Origin of the sequence: Streptomyces varsoviensis (genome assembly GCF_000718635.1) — a bacterium.
GTDB classification, from domain to species: Bacteria; Actinomycetota; Actinomycetes; order Streptomycetales; family Streptomycetaceae; genus Streptomyces; species Streptomyces varsoviensis.
In genome coordinates, this window is the sequence record NZ_JOBF01000001.1 from 173,622 (window position 1) to 193,442 (window position 19,821).

At 73.3% G+C, this 19,821-nt stretch carries 17 protein-coding genes, 1 tRNA gene and 1 pseudogene; 11 read left to right on the forward strand and 8 right to left on the reverse strand.

Annotation, left to right across the window (positions count from 1 at the left end; genetic code table 11):
- The first annotated feature begins 15 nt into the window (after positions 1-15).
- The 6 genes from IF55_RS00755 to IF55_RS00780 all read left to right on the forward strand — a co-directional run bounded on the left by IF55_RS00755 (position 16) and on the right by IF55_RS00780 (position 6,519).
- Positions 16-1,368, forward strand: coding sequence for a bifunctional folylpolyglutamate synthase/dihydrofolate synthase (locus IF55_RS00755; protein WP_245661011.1), 1,353 nt, complete (start codon positions 16-18; stop codon positions 1,366-1,368).
- Between the two features lie 123 nt (positions 1,369-1,491).
- Positions 1,492-2,529, forward strand: coding sequence for an N-acetyl-gamma-glutamyl-phosphate reductase (gene argC / locus IF55_RS00760; protein WP_030879460.1), 1,038 nt, complete (start codon positions 1,492-1,494; stop codon positions 2,527-2,529).
- Between the two features lie 100 nt (positions 2,530-2,629).
- Entirely contained in the window at positions 2,630-3,781 is a 1,152-nt protein-coding gene (gene argJ, locus IF55_RS00765) for a bifunctional glutamate N-acetyltransferase/amino-acid acetyltransferase ArgJ (protein WP_030879463.1), read from the forward strand.
- On the forward strand, positions 3,778-4,677 hold the full coding sequence (gene argB, locus IF55_RS00770) for an acetylglutamate kinase (protein ID WP_030879465.1): 900 nt from the start codon (positions 3,778-3,780) through the stop codon (positions 4,675-4,677). The genes argJ and argB overlap by 4 nt, the downstream gene beginning before the upstream one ends.
- Positions 4,674-5,942, forward strand: coding sequence for an acetylornithine transaminase (locus tag IF55_RS00775; protein ID WP_048831373.1), 1,269 nt, complete (start codon positions 4,674-4,676; stop codon positions 5,940-5,942). Before argB ends, IF55_RS00775 begins: the two co-directional genes overlap by 4 nt.
- 7 nt (positions 5,943-5,949) lie before the next feature.
- The gene (locus IF55_RS00780) at positions 5,950-6,519 is read left to right on the forward strand and encodes an arginine repressor (RefSeq protein WP_030879470.1); all 570 of its coding nucleotides are present in this window, start codon (positions 5,950-5,952) and stop codon (positions 6,517-6,519) included.
- Between the two features lie 123 nt (positions 6,520-6,642).
- On the opposite strand, the gene IF55_RS00785 is transcribed toward IF55_RS00780, so the two are convergent.
- The 3 genes from IF55_RS00785 to IF55_RS00795 form a co-directional block, all read right to left on the reverse strand.
- Positions 6,643-6,716: transfer RNA gene (locus tag IF55_RS00785), tRNA-Pro, on the reverse strand.
- Positions 6,717-6,819: 103 nt separating this feature from the next.
- Positions 6,820-7,554, reverse strand: coding sequence for a L,D-transpeptidase family protein (locus IF55_RS00790; RefSeq protein ID WP_245661012.1), 735 nt, complete (start codon positions 7,552-7,554; stop codon positions 6,820-6,822).
- Positions 7,551-8,144 (reverse strand): pyridoxamine 5'-phosphate oxidase family protein, encoded by a 594-nt coding sequence (locus IF55_RS00795; protein WP_030879475.1) that lies wholly within the window; start codon positions 8,142-8,144, stop codon positions 7,551-7,553. The genes IF55_RS00790 and IF55_RS00795 overlap by 4 nt, the downstream gene beginning before the upstream one ends.
- A gap of 47 nt (positions 8,145-8,191) precedes the next feature.
- Between IF55_RS00795 and IF55_RS00800 the strand changes: the two genes are divergently transcribed.
- The 5 genes from IF55_RS00800 (at position 8,192) to IF55_RS00820 (ending at position 13,617) form a co-directional block, all read left to right on the forward strand.
- Positions 8,192-8,575 carry a DUF488 domain-containing protein gene (locus IF55_RS00800; RefSeq protein ID WP_030879478.1) on the forward strand — a complete coding sequence of 128 codons (384 nt, stop codon included), beginning with the start codon at positions 8,192-8,194 and terminating at the stop codon, positions 8,573-8,575.
- 283 nt (positions 8,576-8,858) lie between these two features.
- Complete coding sequence (gene argH, locus IF55_RS00805; RefSeq protein ID WP_030879480.1) at positions 8,859-10,289, forward strand: argininosuccinate lyase; 1,431 nt, start codon at positions 8,859-8,861, stop codon at positions 10,287-10,289.
- Between the two features lie 138 nt (positions 10,290-10,427).
- Positions 10,428-11,402, forward strand: a complete 975-nt coding sequence (locus IF55_RS00810) for an aldo/keto reductase (protein ID WP_030879483.1) — start codon at positions 10,428-10,430, stop codon at positions 11,400-11,402.
- Positions 11,403-11,515: 113 nt separating this feature from the next.
- A complete protein-coding gene (locus IF55_RS00815; RefSeq protein WP_030879486.1) occupies positions 11,516-12,064 on the forward strand; it encodes a TetR/AcrR family transcriptional regulator in 549 nt (182 codons plus the stop codon).
- Positions 12,061-13,617 carry an MFS transporter gene (locus IF55_RS00820; protein ID WP_048831378.1) on the forward strand — a complete coding sequence of 519 codons (1,557 nt, stop codon included), beginning with the start codon at positions 12,061-12,063 and terminating at the stop codon, positions 13,615-13,617. The genes IF55_RS00815 and IF55_RS00820 overlap by 4 nt, the downstream gene beginning before the upstream one ends.
- Positions 13,618-14,139: 522 nt before the next feature.
- Here IF55_RS00820 and IF55_RS36610 read toward each other — a convergent pair.
- The 5 genes and pseudogenes from IF55_RS36610 to IF55_RS00850 all read right to left on the reverse strand — a co-directional run.
- Positions 14,140-14,859 (reverse strand): annotated as a pseudogene (locus tag IF55_RS36610) (alpha/beta fold hydrolase); the annotation flags it as partial.
- Positions 14,860-14,900: 41 nt separating this feature from the next.
- Positions 14,901-15,473, reverse strand: coding sequence for an NADPH-dependent FMN reductase (locus IF55_RS00835; RefSeq protein WP_048831384.1), 573 nt, complete (start codon positions 15,471-15,473; stop codon positions 14,901-14,903).
- Entirely contained in the window at positions 15,470-16,957 is a 1,488-nt protein-coding gene (locus tag IF55_RS00840) for a 4-hydroxyphenylacetate 3-hydroxylase family protein (RefSeq protein ID WP_030879501.1), read from the reverse strand. Before IF55_RS00840 ends, IF55_RS00835 begins: the two co-directional genes overlap by 4 nt.
- Complete coding sequence (locus IF55_RS00845; RefSeq protein WP_030879504.1) at positions 16,954-18,030, reverse strand: PLP-dependent cysteine synthase family protein; 1,077 nt, start codon at positions 18,028-18,030, stop codon at positions 16,954-16,956. The genes IF55_RS00840 and IF55_RS00845 overlap by 4 nt, the downstream gene beginning before the upstream one ends.
- A gap of 62 nt (positions 18,031-18,092) precedes the next feature.
- Positions 18,093-19,286 (reverse strand): M24 family metallopeptidase, encoded by a 1,194-nt coding sequence (locus IF55_RS00850; protein ID WP_030879507.1) that lies wholly within the window; start codon positions 19,284-19,286, stop codon positions 18,093-18,095.
- Positions 19,287-19,821: the final 535 nt, after the last annotated feature.

Genomic DNA, 19,821 nt, shown 5'->3' on the forward strand with positions numbered 1-19,821 from the left:
GGCAGAATCCGGGCCGTGGACTACCAACACTGCGTGGACATCCTGGCAAAACTGCATGATAACCCCCTCGGGCTTCCCAGGGAGTTGCGGCAGGCGAATGTCCCCAGGCTGCTTGAGGCGCTGGGCTGTCCTCAGCGGGGGCTGCGCGGAATGCTGGTGGTCGGGACGAACGGCAAGGGGTCGACCTGCGCGTTCGCGGTGTCGGCGGTGGCCGCGACCGGCGCGCGGGTGGGCAGTATGCCCAGCCCGCACCTTCAGGAGCCCCGGGAGCGCATCCGGATCGACGGGGTTCCTGTCACGCGCGCCGAGTACGCCGCGGCGTTCGCCGAGGTCTGGCAGGCGATCGAGCGGCACGGCCTGCCCGTCCTGGGCCAGGGCATCTTCACCACGACCGCGGCCGTGCACTTCCGGCGGGCCGGCGTCGGCCTGGCGGTGGCCGAGGCGAGTGTCGGCGGGAGCAGGGCCGCGGCCGCGGAACTCGGCCTGGACGTGAAGGTCCTCACCGGCGTCGGACTCGACCACACCCGACTGCTCGGCGGCACCCTGACCCACATCGCTCAGGCCAAGATCGCAGCCGCGCGGGACGGCGACCATGTCGTTCTCGGGCGGCTGGTTCCCGAAGCGGCCACCGCCGCGGAGCAGGTCCTCAAGGAGCGCACGGGGCTGTCCGTATGGCGCATGGACCAGGAGATCCACTACACGGCCCGCACCACCGGGCACGCGGGCGACGGCGGCCCGGGGACGCTGGTCGACGTCACCACCCCGCGCGCCGTCCACCGCGGTCTGCCCTGCCCGCTGCCCGGCGCCCACCAGCACCACAACCTCGCGGTCGCCATCGCCGCGATGGACGCGATGGCCGACCGCGGGCACATCGGCGAACCCGACGGCGAACTCCTCCGCGCACGCCTGGCGGCGACCTCCTGGCCCGGCCGCCTCGAACTGATCCCCCAGGTTCGGCTGGACGACTGGACGGGCCGCGTCCTCCTGGAGGGCGCCACCAATCCGCAGGGCGTCGCGACCGTCGCCCCGGAGATCCTGCGCCACGCCCGCGCCGACGGCCCCTCGACCCCGCCCGTACTGGTCTTCGCCGCGAAGGCCGACAAGGACATCACGGGCATGCTCGCCCCGCTCCCCTCCCGCTGGCCGCTGGTCCTCACCCGCACCGACTCCCACGAGGCCGCGGACACCGCGACCATGCACAGTCGGCTCGCCCCGGACCGCCAGGGGCCGTGCCCGACGGCCGAAGACGTCCCCTCCGCGCTGCGCCGGGCCGCCGAACTCGCCGGACCCGGCGGGCTGATCGTCGTCTTCGGCTCGCTGCGCCTCGTAGGCGAAACCCGCACCGCGCTCGGCCTGCAACCCGCGTAAGCAGCAGCAGTCGCAGCACGGCCGTCATCAGCCATAGCGGCCGCAAGCACGGAAAATATGCGCTCCATTGCATAACACTGTCACGCAACGTATAGTCATGCCATCAACGAGGAGGGTTTTCCGATGGCGGTACGTGCGGCGGTGGCCGGAGCGAGTGGGTATGCGGGAGGGGAGATCCTGCGTCTGCTGCTCGGGCACCCCGAGGTCGGGGCCGCCGGCGTCGGCGCGCTGACCGGGAACTCCAACGCGGGGCAGCGGCTCGGGGCGCTCCAGCCGCATCTGCTGCCGCTCGCCGGCCGCGAGCTGGAGCCGACCACGGCCGAGGCGCTGGCCGGGCATGACGTCGTCTTCCTCGCGCTGCCGCACGGGCAGTCCGCCGCCGTCGCCGCGGAGCTGGGCGACGACGTGCTGGTCATCGACTGCGGCGCCGACTTCCGGCTGGCCGACGCCGGGGACTGGGAGAAGTTCTACGGCTCGCCGCACGCGGGCACCTGGCCGTACGGGCTCCCCGAGCTGCCCGGCGCGCGGGAGGCGCTGCGCGGGGCGCGGCGCGTCGCCGTGCCCGGCTGCTACCCGACCGCCGTCTCGCTCGCGCTCTTCCCCGCCTACGCGGCCGGGCTCGCCGAGCCCGAGGCCGTGATCGTCGCCGCCTCCGGCACCTCCGGCGCGGGCAAGGCCGCCAAGCCGCACCTGCTCGGCAGCGAGGTCATGGGCTCCATGAGCCCGTACGGCGTGGGCGGCGGCCACCGGCACACCCCCGAGATGATCCAGAACCTGTCGGCCGCCGCGGGCGAGCCCGTCACCGTCTCCTTCACCCCGACCCTCGCCCCCATGCCCCGCGGCATCCTCGCCACGTGCAGCGCGAAGGCCAAGCCGGGCGTCACCGCCGAGACCGTACGGGCCGCGTACGAGAAGGCGTTCCAGGACGAGCCGTTCGCCGCGCTCCTGCCCGAGGGGCAGTGGCCCGCCACCGCCGCCGTGTACGGCTCCAACGCCGCGCTCATCCAGGTCGCGTACGACGCCGCCGCCGGGCGGATCGTCGTGATCAGCGCCATCGACAACCTCGCCAAGGGCACCGCCGGCGGCGCGGTGCAGAGCATGAACGTCGCCCTCGGCCTCCCGGAAGAGCTGGGCCTGACCACGGCCGGGATCGCGCCGTGAGCGGCATGAGCACAGCGGACCGCACCGGCCGCACACACAGCGCGGGCGGTACGGACCGCACCGGCCGCACACCGACCACGGCACCACACAAGGAGAAGCAGTGAGCGTCACGGCACCCAAGGGGTTCACGGCGGCGGGCGTCGCCGCCGGGATCAAGGAGAACGGCAACCCGGACCTGGCGCTCGTCGTCAACCAGGGTCCGCGTTCGGCGGCCGCGGGCGTCTTCACCTCCAACCGCGTCAAGGCCGCCCCGGTCCGCTGGTCCGAGCAGGTCCTCAAGGGCGGCCAGGTCACCGCGGTGGTCCTCAACTCCGGCGGCGCCAACGCCTGTACGGGTCCCCTCGGCTTCCAGGACACGCACGCCACCGCCGAGCGGGCGGCGGCGGCGCTCGGCCACAGCGCCGGTGAGATCGCCGTCGCCTCCACCGGCCTCATCGGCCTCCGCCTCCCCATGGACAAGCTGCTGCCCGGCGTGGACGCGGCCGCCGCCGCGCTCTCCCAGCACGGCGGGGAGAAGGCCGCCATCGCCATCAAGACCACCGACTCCGTGCACAAGACCGCGGTCGCCGAGGGCGACGGCTGGTGCGTCGGCGGCATGGCCAAGGGCGCGGGCATGCTGGCCCCGGGCCTCGCCACCATGCTCGTCGTGCTGACCACCGACGCCGACGTGCCGGCGGACCAGCTCGACGCGGCGCTGCGCGCGGCGACCCGCACCACCTTCGACCGGGTCGACTCCGACGGCTGCATGTCCACCAACGACACCGTGCTGCTGCTGGCCTCCGGCGCGTCCGAGGTGACGCCCGGCCGGGCCGAGTTCGCCGAGGCCGTACGGTCCGTCTGCGACGACCTGGCCCGGCAGCTCATCGGCGACGCGGAGGGCGCCTCCAAGGACATCCGCATCGAGGTCGTGGGCGCCGCGAGCGAGGACGACGCCGTGGAGGTCGGCCGGTCCATCGCCCGTAACAACCTCCTCAAGTGCGCGATCCACGGCGAGGACCCCAACTGGGGCCGCGTCCTGTCCGCGATCGGCACCACCGGGGCCGTCTTCGAGCCGGACGAGCTGAACGTCGCCATCAACGGCGTCTGGGTCTGCCAGAAGGGCTCGGTGGGGGAGGACCGCGAACTCGTCGACATGCGCTACCGGGAGGTCCGGATCACCGCCGACCTCGCCGCCGGCGCCGAGTCCGCCGTCATCTGGAGCAACGACCTCACCGCCGACTACGTCCACGAGAACAGCGCGTATTCCTCATGAGCACCCGCAAGCACACCGCCCTGCCCAAGGCCCGCACCCTCATCGAGGCGCTGCCCTGGCTCACCCGGCACAACGGCAAGACCGTCGTCATCAAGTTCGGCGGCAACGCCATGGTCGACGAGGAGCTGAAGGCCGCCTTCGCCCAGGACGTCGTCTTCCTGCGGCAGGCCGGGCTCCGGCCCGTCGTCGTGCACGGCGGCGGGCCGCAGATCACCGCCCAGTTCGACCGGCTCGGGCTGGTCACGGAGTTCAAGGCCGGGCTGCGCGTGACGACGCCCGAGGCGATGGACGTCGTACGGATGGTGCTGGCGGGCCAGGTGCAGCGCGAGCTGGTCGGCCTCCTCAACCAGCACGGGCCGCTCGCCGTCGGACTGACCGGCGAGGACGCGCACACCATGAGCGCCACCAAGCGGTACGCCGAGCTGGACGGCGAGCGCGTCGACATCGGCCGGGTCGGGCAGATCACCCGCATCGACGCGGGCGCCGTCCAGGCGCTCCTCGACGACGGCCGCATCCCCGTGATCTCCTCCATCGCCCGCAGCGAGGACGACGGCCACGTCTACAACGTGAACGCCGACACCGCCGCCGCCGCGCTCGCCGCCGCCCTCGGCGCCGAGACGCTCATGGTCCTCACCGACGTCGAGGGCCTGTACGCGGACTGGCCGAGCAGCGACGACGTCATAAGCCAGCTCACCGCGCGGGAACTGGAGAAGCTGCTGCCGGAGCTGGCCAGCGGCATGGTGCCCAAGATGGAGGGGTGCCTGTACGCGGTGCGCAACGGCGTCAACACCGCCCGCGTGATCGACGGCCGGGTGCAGCACTCCATCCTGCTGGAGATCTTCACCGACGAAGGAATCGGCACGATGGTCGTGCCCGATGAGGAGGGGACGGCATGACGAGCCCGACGAGCCCGACGAGCCTGCCGGGCGTGACGGCCGCGGACACCAACGCCGGCCTAACAAGGCGCTGGCAGGGCGCCCTCATGGACAACTACGGCACGCCCCGCATCCCGCTCGTGCGCGGCGAGGGCGCCAAGGTCTGGGACGCCGACGGCAAGGAGTACCTCGACTTCGTCGGCGGCATCGCCGTGAACGCCCTCGGCCACGCCCACCCCGCGGTCGTCCGGGCCGTCTCCGACCAGATCGCCACCCTCGGCCACGTCTCCAACCTCTTCACCGCCGAACCCCCGGTCGCGCTCGCCGAACGCCTCCTCGCGCTCTTCGGCCGCACCGGACGCGTGTACTTCTCCAACTCCGGCGCCGAGGCCGTCGAGGCCGCCTTCAAGATCGGACGGCTCACGGGCCGTACGCACATGGTCGCGGCGGCGGGCGGCTTCCACGGCCGCACCATGGGCGCCCTCGCCCTCACCGGCCAGCCGAAGAAGCAGCAGCCCTTCCTGCCGCTGCCCGGCGACATCACCCACGTCCCGTACGGCGACGCCGAGGCGCTGCGCGCCGCGGTCACCACCGAGACGGCGCTGGTCGTCCTGGAGCCGGTCCAGGGCGAGAACGGCGTCGTCGTGCCCCCGGGCGGCTATCTGGCGGCGGCCCGCGAGATCACCCGCGCCACGGGCACGCTGCTGGCGCTGGACGAGATCCAGACCGGCATCGGCCGTACGGGGCACTGGTTCGCGCACCAGGCGCAGGGCGTCGAGCCCGATCTCGTCACCCTCGCCAAGGGGCTCGGCGGCGGCCTGCCGATCGGTGCGACTGTGGCCTTCGGCGCGGCGGCCGACCTGCTGACGCCCGGTCAGCACGGCTCGACGTTCGGCGGCAACCCCGTCGCGTGCGCCGCGGCGCTGGCCGTGCTCGACACGCTGGCGGCCGACGGAGCGCTCGACGGCGTCCGGCGCTCTGGCGCGCGGCTGCGTGACGGGATCGCGTCCATCGGACACCCGCTCGTCGACCGGGTACGCGGCAGCGGCCTGCTGCTGGGTATTGTCCTCACCGAGCCCCTCGCACCGCAGGTGCAGCAGGCAGCGCAGGAAGCGGGTCTCCTGGTGAACGCGGTCGCGCCCGACGTGGTGCGGCTCGCCCCGCCGCTGATCATCGCCGATGATGAGGTGGAGACGCTGCTGCGGGCGCTGCCCGCCGTCCTCGACGCCGCGCACGGGGCACACGCGGCCGGCACGGCCGACGGGGAACGACGATCCGAGGACTGACACAACGATGACCGAGGCGCAGGAGACCGAGCCGGCCCAGGGGGCCGAGGCCGCGGAGACGGCACCCGGCGGTCCGGCCGTGCCGCAGACCCGCACCGCCCGCCACCGCCGGATCGTGGACATCCTCGGCCGGCAGCCGGTGCGGTCGCAGAGCCAGCTCGCCAAGCTGCTCGCCGACGACGGCCTCTCCGTCACCCAGGCCACCCTCTCGCGCGACCTCGACGAGCTGGGCGCGGTCAAGATCCGCAACACCGGCGGCGAACTGATCTACGCGGTCCCCTCCGAGGGCGGCGACCGCACGCCCCGCGCCCCGCTCGGCGAGTCGGCCACCGAGGGCCGCATGGCGCGGCTCGCCGGCGAACTGCTGATCTCGGCGGAAGCCTCCGCCAACCTCGTCGTCCTGCGCACCCCGCCCGGCGCCGCCCAGTTCTTCGCCTCGGCCATCGACCAGGCCGGGGTGCACGAGATCATCGGCACCATCGCGGGCGACGACACCCTCCTCCTCATCAGCCGCGACCCGGCCGGCGGCCAGGCCCTGGCCGACCACCTCCTGCGGCTGGCCCAGAAGGCGACCTGACGGGGCGGGCGCGCTCGGCGCACCAGGGCCCGTGGCCGGGAGGCCGGGGGCGGGCCCGTACCCGCGAAAGGGCCCGGCGGCCGGATCGAATCCGGCCGCCGGGCCCTTCTCACTACCGCACCGTCGGGACGACAGGATTTGAACCTGCGACCCCTTGACCCCCAGTCAAGTGCGCTACCAAGCTGCGCCACGTCCCGGTGCCCGCCGCTGCCGGGTTCTCCCGGCTCGGGCGTGCAAGAAGAAAATACCCTGTTCCGGCCGGTGAGCCGAATCGGGGGGTGGTCGGCGGCGCCGCGGGCGTCAGTAGCGGGTGATCGCGGTCGGTCCGGACCGGGTGCCGATCGCGATGTGGGGGCGGGCCGAGGGGCGGAGCCAGGTGAGGATCGCGGTCATGGACTCCGCGGGGACGGAGACGCAGCCGGCGGTCGCGCCGCGGCCGTTGACGTGCAGGAAGATGCCGGCGCCGCGGCCGTGGACGGGGCGGGCGTAGTTGAAGGCGATGACGAGGGCGCGGCTGTACTGGGTGGGGTAGTCGGCGAGGTGTTCGGACTCCTTGGCGGCGCAGTCGGCCGGCAGGCCCTCGACCCAGCGGTTGTAGGAGCGGGAGGCGTTGTCCTCGCACCACCAGGAGGCGGGGGTGACCTTGCGGTACGGGCTCCGGGCGCCCGGCGGGGCGGCGGCGTTGCCGAAGGCGTAGGGGAGCGCGTACAGGCCGGTGGGTGTGGTGTTCGTGCCCTGCCTGCGGGTGCGGCCCTCGGTCAGGCCCTTGGCGCCGAACCGGGCCGGGGCGGACCCCGCCGCGCGCCAGCGGCCGCCGCGCCGCTCCCACCAGGTGAGCGTGCCCGTCGTCGAGCCCGTACGGGGCGCCTCCGCGGTGATGAGCTGGCTGCCGCCGCCGGTGTCGGCCATCCGGGACGGGAGCGGGGGCTGGCTCGGGGAGGGGGCAGGGGGAGGGGCGGCCAGGCCCAGCGTGCCGGTCAGCGCCGCCGCGGTGGCCGCGAGCGCCACGGCCATCCGGCCGGTCCGGCCCCTCATGAGGCCGGTGGGAGCGGTGGCAGGGGCAGGGGGAGGCCCGGCAGGCCGTCGATGCTGGACGCGACGTTCTCCTTCTTGCGGAAGTACGCGTCCAGGGACGCGTCCGTCTCGCGCGCGAACCGCTTCCCGTGCAGGTCCCGCTCCGCGTCGAACGACATGAACGGCACGGCGTACCCGCAGGTGTCCCGAATCAGCTCGGCGGTGACGACGACGATGGCGCGCGGCCCGTGCTGCGCCGGAGAGGCGGCGGGGAAGCGGGCCAGCAGCGCCGGCCAGCGCGGGTCGTCCCGGAAGACCGGCTCGCCGCGGCCGTGGACGCGCACGATGTTCGGCGGGCCGTCGAAGGCGCACCACATCAGGGTGATGCGGCCGTTCTCGCGGAGGTGGGCGATGGTCTCGGCGTTGCTGCCGGCGTAGTCGAGGTACGCCACGGTGTGCTCGTCGAGCACGGCGAACGAGTCGCGCAGGCCCTTGGGGGAGAGATTCACGGTGCCGTCCCCGTCGAGCGGCGCGGTGGCGGTGAAGAAGATGTGCTGGGCCTCGATGAACGCGCGCAGCCGGCCGTCTATTTTTTCGTACACCTTTCCCATGGCTCGCATTATGGGGCGAGGGGGCCGTTCCACGGCAGGAGGCGACGATGGCGCGTGACACGAACGAGGTGCGGGTGCGGCGGGTGTACGACGCCCCCGCGCCGGCCGACGGGACGCGGGTGCTGGTCGACCGGCTCTGGCCGCGCGGCCTGTCGAAGGCGGCGGCGGAGCTGGACGAATGGGACAAGGACGTCGCTCCATCGGACGAACTGCGGCGCTGGTACGGGCACGACCCCGACAAGTTCGACGAGTTCGCCGAGCGCTACCGCGCCGAGCTGGCGGAGGAGGACGGGGAGCGGGCCGTACGGGAACTGTGCGAGCGGGCGGGGTCCGGGCGGCTCACGCTGCTCACGGCTACCAAGGATGTGGAGCGCGGGCATGTGGTGGTGCTGGCGGAGGTGGTGCGGAAGGCGCGCGGGGCGCGCACCTGACGCGGGCTTGCCGCCTCGGTTTGCCCCGTCGACGTTGACGAGTCATGCAGAGTTCTGCATACTTATGCCACTCGATGTAGATGTAGATTTCCCCACCCCGCCCCTTCCCGATCGTCCTCAAACGCCGGACGGGCTGAGAAGACCGCGCTCCCGGAGTCCTCGAAGGCCGGACGGGCTCGCGGAACGCGCTTCTGGAGTCCTCAATCGCCGGACGGGCTTGAAGAACGGCCTTCGAGGTCGAGGCGGTCGGGGTTCGACTCGCCTTTCATGAGGAGCAGTGCTAGTGAGCAACGGCAACAGCGGTGACGTTCGGCTCTGGGGCGGTCGGTTCGCCGACGGTCCGGCCGAGGCCCTGGCCAAGCTGTCCGCGTCCGTCCACTTCGACTGGCGGCTGGCCCCGTACGACATCGCGGGCTCCCGCGCCCACGCGCGCGTCCTGCACAAGGCGGGGCTGCTCACCGCCGACGAGCTCACGCGCATGCTCGCGGGCCTCGACCGGCTGGAGTCGGACGTGGCGGACGGCTCCTTCACCGGCACCATCGCCGACGAGGACGTGCACACCGCCCTGGAGCGCGGGCTGCTGGAGCGGCTCGGCGCCGACCTCGGCGGCAAGCTGCGGGCCGGCCGCTCGCGCAACGACCAGGTGGCGACGCTCTTCAAGATGTACCTGCGCGACCACGCGCGGATCATCGGCGGTCTGATCACCGACCTCCAGGAGGCGCTGACCGGCCTCGCCGAGGCGCACCCGGACGTCGCCATGCCGGGCCGTACGCACCTCCAGCACGCCCAGCCGGTCCTCTTCGCCCACCACGTCCTGGCCCATGTCCAGGCCCTCTCGCGGGACGCGGAGCGGCTGCGGCAGTGGGACGAGCGGACGGCGGTCTCCCCGTACGGATCGGGGGCGCTCGCCGGGTCCTCCCTCGGGCTCGACCCGGAGGCGGTCGCGGCGGACCTCGGGTTCGAGGGCGGCAGCGCGGCCAACTCCATCGACGGCACGGCGGCGCGGGACTTCGTCGCCGAGTTCGCCTTCATCACCGCCATGATCGGCGTCAACCTCTCGCGCATCGCGGAGGAGGTCATCATCTGGAACACGAAGGAGTTCTCTTTCGTCACCCTGCATGACGCCTTCTCCACCGGTTCGTCGATCATGCCGCAGAAGAAGAACCCGGACATCGCGGAGCTGGCGCGCGGCAAGTCCGGACGGCTGATCGGCAACCTGACGGGCCTGATGGCGACGTTGAAGGCGCTCCCGCTCGCGTACAACCGCGACCTCCAGGAGGACAAGGAGCCGGTCTTCGACTCCTGCGACCAACTGGAGGTGCTGCTCCCCGCGTTCACCGGGATGATGGCCACGCTCACCGTCCACCGCGAGCGCATGGCGGAGCTGGCCCCGGCCGGCTTCTCGCTCGCCACGGACATCGCCGAGTGGCTGGTCAGGCAGGGCGTGCCGTTCCGCGTCGCGCACGAGGTCGCGGGGGAGTGCGTCAAGGAGTGCGAGGCGCACGGCATCGAGCTCGACCAGCTCACGGACGAGCAGTTCGCGAAGATCTCGCCGCATCTGACGCCGGAGGTCCGTACGGTCCTCGACGTGCCCGGCGCGCTCGCCTCCCGGAGCGGGCGCGGCGGCACCGCGCCGTCGGCGGTGGCCGCGCAGCTCGCCGAGGTCAAGGCAGACCTCGCCGGGCAGCGGGCCTGGGCGGACGCCAAGGGCTGAGCGGGTCCTCGGAGCGGGGGCGGGGCGAGGGCCGGCCGGGGCCGGGGCGGAGGCCGGTCGCTCGGCCCCGGCCCGCCGTCGCCTTGGGTACGGTGAAACGATCCGACCAGCACATTCACCGGCCCTGGGGAGAACATCATGGCGTTCGCGCGCCTCGCGGAAGCCGCCGCTCCGGCGGCCCGTATCGGACTGGGACTGGCCGCCATCGGCCGCCCCGGCTACATCAACCACGGCCGCGACCGGGACCTCCCGGCCGAGCGGACCGTCGACGCCCTGCGCGAGCGCACCCACCAGTTGCTGGACGCCGCGTACGGGCACGGCGTGCGGTATCTGGACGCGGCGCGGTCCTACGGGCGCTCGGAGGAGTTCCTGGCCGACTGGCTGCGAGCCCGTCCCGATGCCGAAGATGCCGTGATCGGCAGCAAGTGGGGCTACACCTACGTCGCCGACTGGCGCACCGACGCCGAGGTGCACGAGGTCAAGGACCACCGCGTCGCCGCGTACGACCGCCAGCTCGCCGAGACGCAGGCCCTGCTCGGACCGCGCCTGGACCTCTACCAGATCCACTCCGTCACCCCCGAGAGCCCGGCCCTGACCGACCGCGCGCTGCACGGACGGCTGGCCGCCCTCGCCGCCGAGGGCGTCACGATCGGCCTCTCCACCAGCGGCCCCGCCCAGGCCGACGCCATCCGCGTGGCCCTCGACATCACCTGGGAGGGCGAACCCCTCTTCCGTACCGTCCAGTCCACGTACAACGTTCTGGAGACCGGCGCGGGGACGGCGCTGGCCGAGGCGCACGCGGCGGGCCGGTCGGTGATCATCAAGGAGGCGGTGGCCAACGGGCGGCTCGCGACCGCCGAGCACGCGCCGCCGGAGCTGCTGCGGATCGCCGAGGAGACGGGCGCCGCGCCGGATGCCGTGGCGGTCGCCGCCGTCCTCCACCAGCCGTGGGCCGGCACGGTGCTCTCCGGCGCGGCCACCGTCGAACAGCTCGCCTCGCACGTCGGCGCGGTGCGGCTCCGCCTCACCGAGGGCCAGCTCACCCGTCTGGCCGGTCTCGCCGAGCCCGCCGCGGCCTACTGGCGGCACCGCTCGGAGCTGCCCTGGACCTGACCGGTCCTGATCAGGGCCTGGCCCGCCCCTGATCAGGCAGAGCCGGCCTTGAGCGACCTCACCCGGACGAAACGCGTGAGACGTCACTGTCTCATTCGGGTAGGGTGCGTCTCATGGCCGTTGATCGTGAACACGTACTCAAAGAAGCCGCCGGCCTGCTCACCCGCAAGGCCACGGCCTCCATGGACGAGATCGCCAAGGCCGCCGGCATCAGCCGCGCCACGCTCCACCGGCACTTCGCCGGACGCGACGCGCTCATACGGGCCCTGGAGGACCTCGGCCTCGCCCAGTTCGAGCAGGCCCTCGACGCCGCCCGGCTCGACGAGGGCGACGCCGTCGGGGCGCTGCGCCGGCTGCTCGCCGAAGCGGAGCCGGTCTTCGCCTTCATGGCCTTCCTCTGCACCGAGAACCAGCTCTTCGAAGGCGACCTCCACGAAGGCTGGGACCGGCTGGACGCCCGTATCAACGCCGTCTTCCGCCGCGGCCAGGAAGAAGGCTGCTTCCGGATCGACCTCAGCTCCGTCTGGCTCACCGAGGCGCTGTACGGACTGATCGGCGCCGGCGCCTGGGCCGTCCACGACGGGCGTGTCGCCCGCAAGGATCTCAACCACTCGATCGCCGAGCTGCTGCTCGGCGGCGCCCGACGGAGCATGGAGAAATGAGCGAGTCCGCAGAGAAGACCCGGGCCGTGCCGGCGGCGGGGACCGGCGTCCCCGCGCCCGGCCGCTGGCTGGCGCTCGCCGTCCTCGTGCTCGCCGTGCTGCTCGTCGCCGTCGACGCGACCGTGCTCGGCCTCGCGACGCCGTTCCTCAGCGAGGACCTGCGCCCCTCCGGCACGCAGTTGCTGTGGATCGGCGACGTGTACTCCTTCGTCATCGCCGGGCTCCTGGTCTCCATGGGCAGCCTCGGCGACCGCATCGGACGGAAGAAACTGCTGCTCACGGGCGCCGTCGCGTTCGGCGCGGTCTCCGCGCTCAACGCCTACGCGACGAGCCCCGAGCTGATGATCGTCGCCCGCGCCCTGCTGGGCATAGCGGGTGCGACGCTGATGCCGTCCACCCTCGCCCTGATCCGTAACATCTTCCACGACCCCAAGGAACGCAGCCTCGCCGTCGGCATCTGGGGCGCCATGGCCTCGGCCGGCGCGGCCGTCGGGCCGGTCGTCGGCGGCTTCCTGCTCGGCCACTTCTGGTGGGGCTCGGTCTTCCTGATCAACCTGCCCGTGATGGTCGTCCTCGTGGTCGTCGGCATCAAGCTGCTGCCCGAGTCGCGCGACCCGTCGCCCGGCCCCTGGGACCTCGGCAGCGTCGCCCTGTCGCTAATCGGCATCGTCGGCGTCGTCTACACCATCAAGGAGGCCGCCGCGCACGGCATGCGCTGGGACATCGCGGCGGCGGGCGTGATCGGCGTACTGGCCCTGCTCTGGTTCGTACGGCGCCAGCTCCGGCTGCCCGCGCCGCTGCTGGACATGCGCCTCTTCCACCACCGCGGCTTCTCCGGAGCGGTCCTCGCCGACCTGCTGACCATCCTCGGCCTGTCCGGGCTCGTCTTCTTCCTCTCCCAGTTCCTGCAACTGGTCCAGGGGCGCGGCCCCTTGGAGGCGGGCCTCGCCGAACTGCCCGCCGCCGTGGGGGCCGTCACCGCCGGGCTGCTCGCCGGCAAGGTCGCCCGCCGCTACTCCGTACGCGGCGTCGTCGCCGGCGGCCTGGGCGCGATCGCGGTCTCCCTGGCCGTACTGATCTGGCTGCACGGCGACATGCCGTACCCGATCCTCGGGGCGGTGCTGCTCGTCGTCGGCACCGGGGCCGGGTTCTCCTTCACCGTCACCGCCGACGTGATCCTCTCCAGCGTGCCCAAGGAGCAGGCCGGCGCGGCCTCGGCGGTCTCCGAGACCGCGTACGAGCTCGGCGCGGCCCTCGGCATCGCCCTGCTCGGCTCGATCGTCACCGGCGTCTACCGCGGCTTCGGCGTCCCGGACGGGGTGCCGGGGTCTGCCGTCGCCGACGCCCACGAGTCTTTGGGGGGCGCGGTCGAGTCCGCCGCCACTCTCCCGCCGGAGAAGGGTGCGGCCCTTCTCGCCTCGGCGCAGGACGCCTTCACGGAAGGGCTGCGGTTCGCGGCGGCGGCCGGGGCCGCGGTCCTTTTCGCCACCGCGGTGGCGGCGTGGTTCCTGCTGCGAGGGCAGCGCCTGGAGGATGCCCCCGCCGACCATTGACGCTGCCCTGGCCTGGCCATTTTGCCGTCTGCGGGTCCGTCGTGGCTGGTCGCGCAGTTCCCCGCGCCCCTTTGGGGCTCGGGGGGTTGAGGCGCGGTGTCGGCTGCGGGTGCGTCGTGGCTTGGCGCAGTTCCCCGCGCCCCTTTGGGGGCTGGGTGGGTGAGGCCGGGGGTTGGGTGCGGGTCCGTTGTGGTTGATCGCGCAGTTCCCCGCGCCCCTTTGGGCTTCGGGGGGCTGAGGCCGGGGAATAGGTGCGGGTCCGTTGTGGTTGATCGCGCAGTTCCCCGCGCCCCTTTGGGCTTCGGGGGGCTGAGGCCGGGGAATAGGTGCGGGTGCGTCGTGGCTGGTCGCGCAGTTCCCCGCGCCCCTTTGGGGGCTGGGTGGGTGAGGCCGGGGGCTGGTCGCGCGGTTCCCCGCGCTCCTTCGGCGGACCGGTCGGAGGTTGTTGAGGTAGGACGCCACCGCCTGGGCGTAGTCCTCGGGGGCGTCGTCGTGGAGCCAGTGGCCGCAGGCGGGGAACTCCAGCAGTTTCACGCCTGGCCGCCGGGCCGTCATCTCGTGGGCGTGGGCGGCGGAGAGCATGAAGCTGTGCTCGCCGTGGAGGAGGAGGGCGGGGCAGGAGGAGGCGAGCCAGCGGGGCCAGTGGTCGCCGGTTGTGGCTCGCTGGGACTCCATCATGTCGGCGGAGTCGAAGAGCAGCCGCCAGCCGTCGCCGTCCGGTTCCGCGCTGTCGAGGAAGTACGCGGGGTCGGGGATGCCGCGCGCGGCGATCGCCTCGCCCAGCGCCTCGCGGCTGTCCGCCCGTACCGGCCAGTCGGAGACGTCGAGTACGGGGTGGGCCACCTCGGGCGGCTGGTTGACCGCGCCCATGTCCTCGATGACCAGGGCCCGTACCAGCTCCGGGCGCGCCGCCGCGAGGGCGTAGGCGACGAGGCCGCCCATCGAGTGCCCGACCACCGGCAGCGGCGCGATGCCCAACTCCTCGATCAGGGCGGCGGCGTCGGCCGCGTACTCGTCCGTGGAGAAGGGGCCGCCGCCCTCGCTCAGCCCGTGCCCGCGCTGGTCGAGCGCGATCAGGCGGTGGCGCGGGGCGAGGGCGGCGGCGAGCGGGGCGTACGAGCGGGCGCGGCCGAAGTGGCCGTGCAGGGCCAGCACGGGCGCGCCCGGCCCGCCGAAGTCGAGGAAGCTCAGCCGGCGGCCGCGCAGCGTGCGGAAGGAGGGGGAGGGTGAGGCGGAGTTCATCCGCCTCACCCTAGGAGTTCCCCTACGGGCGCGCGCGGGGATTACGCGGGGCTCCCCACGTCCGCCGTCGCGCACTGGCGCAGCACTCCCGTCACGCCGGTCAGCGCGTGGAGTTCGCCGATCATGCGGACGATCCGTGGGTACGCGCCGGAGTCGGCGCCGTCGTCGAGGAGGCCGCCCCCGGAGACCACCGCCTGGGTGGGCGCGGTGACGCAGCCCAGGGTGCGGGCGACCGCGCGCAGGTGGTCGCAGGCGGAGACGGCCGTCAGGGACGCGCCGACCGCGACGACGCCGACGGGCTTGCCGCGCAGCGCGTCCTCGCGCAGGTGGTCGAGGCAGTTCTTGAGGATGCCCGAGTAGCTGCCGTGGTAGCAGGGGGTCACCCAGATCATGGCGTCGGCCTCGGCGGCCTGTATCTGGACGTCGGCCAGGTTGGCGCCGTCGGGGTCCGCGTGCAGCAGCGGCAGCGGGTGTTCGGCGAGGTCGCGCAGGACGGGCCGGCCGCCGGCCGCGGCGATGTCGCGGCAGACCAGCTCCGCCACGGAGCGGGTGCGCGAGGCGTGGGCGGCGGCCCCGGCCAGGACCAGCATCCGGCGGGGCTCGGCGGTGATCACGAGTGGGCCTCCTGCGGGGTCGCGCCGGGGGCCGTGCCCGTCCCGCGCGGCGCGGGGCGCAGGGCGCGGTCCACGGTCTCCAGCAGCGGGGTGGTGCGGTAGCCGAAGTACTGGGCCGCGGCCAGCCGGACCGGGTCGCCGGAGTGGTAGCGCTCGTACTGCATCTGCCGCTGTCCGAACGCGCTGCCCGTGGCGTCCCAGGCGAGCTTGAGCAGCCGGACGCGGTGTTCGGCGGGCACGCCGTCCGCGCCGCGGAAGAAGCGTTCGATGGCGGGCCACAGCTCGCTGTTCAGGTCCTCTTCGGAGGGGGTGCTGAGCAGGCTGCCGCCGCCCAGGAGTTGGATGACCTCGATCATGCGGCTCGTCATCCGCGGGAAGTGGTAGCGCAGCGCGAGCACCGGGGCGATCGCCGGGGTGAGCGTGGCCCACTCGCTCATCTCGGCGTCGGCCTCGGCGGCGAGGATGCCGGCCTTCGCCAGCTCCAGGGAGCCCAGCACCTCGCCGAGCATCTCCTGGACGTGCAGGAAGGAGTTGGTGCCGGACATCTCGGCGAGCGCGACGGCGATGCCGGTCAGCAACTCGGCCTTGACGGCGCCGCGCACGATGCCGTGCTGGCCGGTGTGGTGGCGCGCGGTGGTCACGTCGTACATGCGGTTGGCGGCGTCGACGTCGCCGTGGAAGAAGACCCGGTCCCACGGCACGAGGACGTCGTCGAAGACGCACGTCGCGTCGATCTCCTCGAACGGCGCCAGCGGGGTGCTGACCAGCCGGTCCGGGTCGGTGACCAGGGGTTCGCGGCAGACGATCCGCAACCCGGGGGTGGCGACGGGCACGGCGAAGGCGACGGTGTACGCCTCGTCGCCGGGGTGGTACTTGGGCAGCGGGAAGACGACGATCTCGTCGGCGACCGGCACCAGCGTGCCGATCAGCTTCGCGCCGCGCACCACGATGCCCTCGCTGGTCTCGCGGACGATCCGCAGATGGACGTACGGGTCGTCCTGCTCGCTGGAGGAACGGGCGCGGCTGAGCGGCGGGTTGATGGCGGCGTGCGAGAGGAACCGGTCGCTCGCCAGGCACGCGGTGTGGAACGCGGCGACGTTGCGGCCGAAGCGCGGGTCGGCCCGGTCGAAGAAGCCGCTCGCCGACGCGAAGGCGGTGACCACGGCGTTCACGAAGTCCGGTGACCGGCCGACCAGTCCGAAGGTGGCCTCGGCGGTGGTGCGGAACGCGGCGCCGCGCCGCCGCAGGGTCCGCGCGTCGCGCGGCACGGCCAGCGACATGGGGTAGCGCTCGCCGCCGTTCTCGTAGGTGAGGACATCCCGCAGGACCGGGTCGTGCTGCTGGTCGTAGAGGCGGGCCACGGTGTGCGCGGCCGAGGCCAGGACCGGCTCGGCGAGCACGTCGTCGACGCGTTTGCCGCCCAGCCACACCTCGCGCCCGTCCCGCAGCCCGCCGAGGTATTCGGCTCCCGTACGGATCGTCATGCCTGCGCTCCCATCGCCACTTGGCCCGTCCCCGCCGCGCCCTCGTCCTCGCCGCCGAGCGGACTCGGCGCGTGCAGCGGCGTACGGGCGTGGTGCAGCAGGTCGCCGCTGGTGCGCCAGAGGACCTCCGGCGGGGTGCCGTGCTCGCGCAGCCACTGGTCGTCATAGGTCTCGTACAGATAGTTGGCGCCGGTGTCCGGGGCTATCGCGAGCACCGGCGCGCCGGGGTGCGCGGCGGCGTAGGCGAGGGCCGCGAAGACCGCGGCGCCGCCGGACTCGCCCAGCAGCAGCCCCTCCTCGGCGGCCAGCACCCGGCAGACCGACAGGGCCTCGGTGTCGGCGACCCGGTGCAGCGAGTCGATCGCCTGGGGCCGGAGGTTGCCGGGGCGCCAGCTCAGGCCGATGCCGCGCATCTTGTACGGCTCGAAGCGGTGGCCGAAGGCGGCCGAGCCGACCGCGTCGACCGCGCGGACGTGCAGGTCCGGGAACTGCTCGCGGAGTCCGGCGCTCAGCCCGCTCAGGTGCCCGCCGGTGCTGACGGTCGCGACGAGCGCGGCCAGTTGGTCGAAGTCCTTGGTGATCTCGCGGGAGGTGTGCAGCCGGTGCGCCCGCGGGTTGTCGGGGTTGTTGTACTGGTCCAGGGTGTGGGCGCCGGGGAGGTCCTGGACCAGCCGGCGCACCCGGCGGATGCGGGCCGCCTGGTAGCTGCCGTCCGCGTCCGGCCGCGTGACCATGTCGATCTCGGCGCCGAGGCTCGTGGCGTAGGAGAGCACGGACTGGGGCGTCTTGGGGTCGACGACGAGGATGATCCGGTAGCCCTTGACCGCGCCGATCAGGGCCAGGGACTTGCCGAGGTTGCCGGAGGTCGATTCGACGAGCGTCGCCCCCGGCCGCAGCCGGCCCTCGTGTTCGGCCTGTTCGACCATGTGCAGGGCGGCGCGGTCCTTGATGCTGCCCGACGGGTTGACGCCCTCCAGCTTCACGTAGACGCGGTCCTGCGGCCGGGGCAGCAGCCGGCGCAACCGGACGACCGGGGTGTCCCCGAGCGTCTCCAGCACGTTCTCGTAGATCACGGTTTCTCCTCGTGGGGCGGTGCAGGTGAGCCGATGGGGCCGGTGCGGGGGCCGGGGCCGGTTCAGGGGGCGATGAGCAGCCCGCGGTCCAGCGTGGTCAGCAGGCGGTTGCCGGCCGGGCCGACGACGAAGGGGTCCTCGACGTGCACACAGCCGAAGCCGTACTCGTAGTAGGGCGTCTCGATGTTGACGACCGTGCCCTCCCGCAGCTCGTCCGTGCTGTCCGGCCGGATCAGCACCCGGTCGTACACCTCGACGCCGATGCCGTGGCCGACGTGGCTGCGCCGGTAGTGCGGGATGCCCGCGTCGCGCACCGCCGCGACGGTGAGGTCGAAGAGTTCCCGGCCGGTCATGCCGGGGCGGGCCTGCTCCAGCGCGGCCTCCTCGCCGGCCAGCACGGCCGCGTACAGCCGCGCCAGCCGCTCCTCGGGCTCGCCCAGCGTGCACACGCGGGCGATGTCGCACCAGTAGCCGTCCACCACGGCGCCGACGTCGAACCACACGGCCTGGCCCCGGCGCAGCGCGGTGCCGGTGGGCCGCCGCTGGCCGGCGACCGCGTTGGCGCCGATGCGGATCAGGGTGAAGCGCGGCGTGCCGCCCTGGGCCGCGACGGAGCGGTTGAACTCCCTGACCAGCTCCCGTTCGGTGACCCCTTCGCGCATGATGGCGACGGTGGCGAGGATCGCGTTCTGCGCGACGGCCGCGGCGGCGGCCACCAGCTCCTGTTCGCGGGCGGTCTTCACCTGGCGGGCGTGGCGCAAGTGGGCGGCGCCGGGCACCAGTTGCCAGCCGGACAGCTCCTTGCCGAGCGCGTCGAGGAAGTCCGGCGGCACGCCCTCCTCGTCGACGGCGACCCGGCCGCCGCCGGGACATGCCTGCCTGACCGCGTGGACGAGGGCGGCGAGCGGGTCCGCGAAGCGGGTGTCGCCGGTCATGGCGTGCAGCAGCCCGTCGTCGTGGCCGAGGTCCACCTCCTCCGGCAGTTCCCGGTAGAAGGGTCCGTAGCCGATGGCCTCGGAGATCCGTTCGTCGGCGTCCAGGAACTGGTCGACCTCGCAGCGCCCGCAGATGAACACCGCGCCGGCCCGGGTGTCCTGGGTGAGGACCGCGAAGGCGCGGCCGGAGTGCGGGAACATGTCCAGGTGCACGCTTTCGACGCCGGTGAGGTACGTCAGGTTCTCCGCGGTGGTGCTCACCACGGCGTCCAGGCCGAACTGGCTCATCCGCCGCTGCAGACGGTCATGGTTGAGGCGCATGCGTTCCGGTCTCCTCGCTGGTCGTGGGCGGCCGGCGGCAGCGCGGAGCCGGCCGTGCGGCGGCCGGGTCCCCGGTGGCGGGTCCGGCCTGGGGCGGTGCGCGTCGCCGTGCTCGCGCGGGGCCCGCTCGGCCACGGCGACGCGTGCGGGGCGGTCGGCGGGGGTACGAGGGCGCCGCGTCACCGCCGGGGTTTCCCCGCGGGAACGGTTCTGTTTCGGGAGCCCTGTCGTGCCTTGTTGTGTGACAGCATTCCTGTGACCGCGTAGAGGGGTCTTGTACGAACGCGACCTCGGCGGCGCGACGGGCGGGCCGGCGGCGGCTGATCACGCCCCTGCCGAGTGACCGAGATCACAGGTTTTGCCGAGTCGGAGCAGGTCCCACCGCTTCGCGCCCTCCCGGTTCGGCGCCTCCGGTGCCCGAGTGAGCTGGGCGAATGTCGGCTCGTACGACTGATTGCGGCCAATCCGCGCCCGGAATCGACCGGTGCGGACCGCTGTCCCCGCCAACCCGCCTGTGTATTCTGCAAATGCCCGC

Excerpts from the sequence above, each read along its gene's own strand:
- argC (WP_030879460.1), top strand. The coding sequence starts at position 1,492 with ATGGCGGTACGTGCGGCGGTGGCCGGAGCGAGTGGGTATGCGGGAGGG.
- argB (WP_030879465.1), top strand. The coding sequence starts at position 3,778 with ATGAGCACCCGCAAGCACACCGCCCTGCCCAAGGCCCGCACCCTCATC.
- IF55_RS00775 (WP_048831373.1), top strand. The coding sequence starts at position 4,674 with ATGACGAGCCCGACGAGCCCGACGAGCCTGCCGGGCGTGACGGCCGCG.
- IF55_RS00780 (WP_030879470.1), top strand. The coding sequence starts at position 5,950 with ATGACCGAGGCGCAGGAGACCGAGCCGGCCCAGGGGGCCGAGGCCGCG.
- IF55_RS00790 (WP_245661012.1), bottom strand. The coding sequence starts at position 7,554 with ATGAGGGGCCGGACCGGCCGGATGGCCGTGGCGCTCGCGGCCACCGCG.
- IF55_RS00795 (WP_030879475.1), bottom strand. The coding sequence starts at position 8,144 with ATGGGAAAGGTGTACGAAAAAATAGACGGCCGGCTGCGCGCGTTCATC.
- IF55_RS00800 (WP_030879478.1), top strand. The coding sequence starts at position 8,192 with ATGGCGCGTGACACGAACGAGGTGCGGGTGCGGCGGGTGTACGACGCC.
- IF55_RS00810 (WP_030879483.1), top strand. The coding sequence starts at position 10,428 with ATGGCGTTCGCGCGCCTCGCGGAAGCCGCCGCTCCGGCGGCCCGTATC.
- IF55_RS00815 (WP_030879486.1), top strand. The coding sequence starts at position 11,516 with ATGGCCGTTGATCGTGAACACGTACTCAAAGAAGCCGCCGGCCTGCTC.
- IF55_RS00820 (WP_048831378.1), top strand. The coding sequence starts at position 12,061 with ATGAGCGAGTCCGCAGAGAAGACCCGGGCCGTGCCGGCGGCGGGGACC.
- IF55_RS00840 (WP_030879501.1), bottom strand. The coding sequence starts at position 16,957 with ATGACGATCCGTACGGGAGCCGAATACCTCGGCGGGCTGCGGGACGGG.
- IF55_RS00850 (WP_030879507.1), bottom strand. The coding sequence starts at position 19,286 with ATGCGCCTCAACCATGACCGTCTGCAGCGGCGGATGAGCCAGTTCGGC.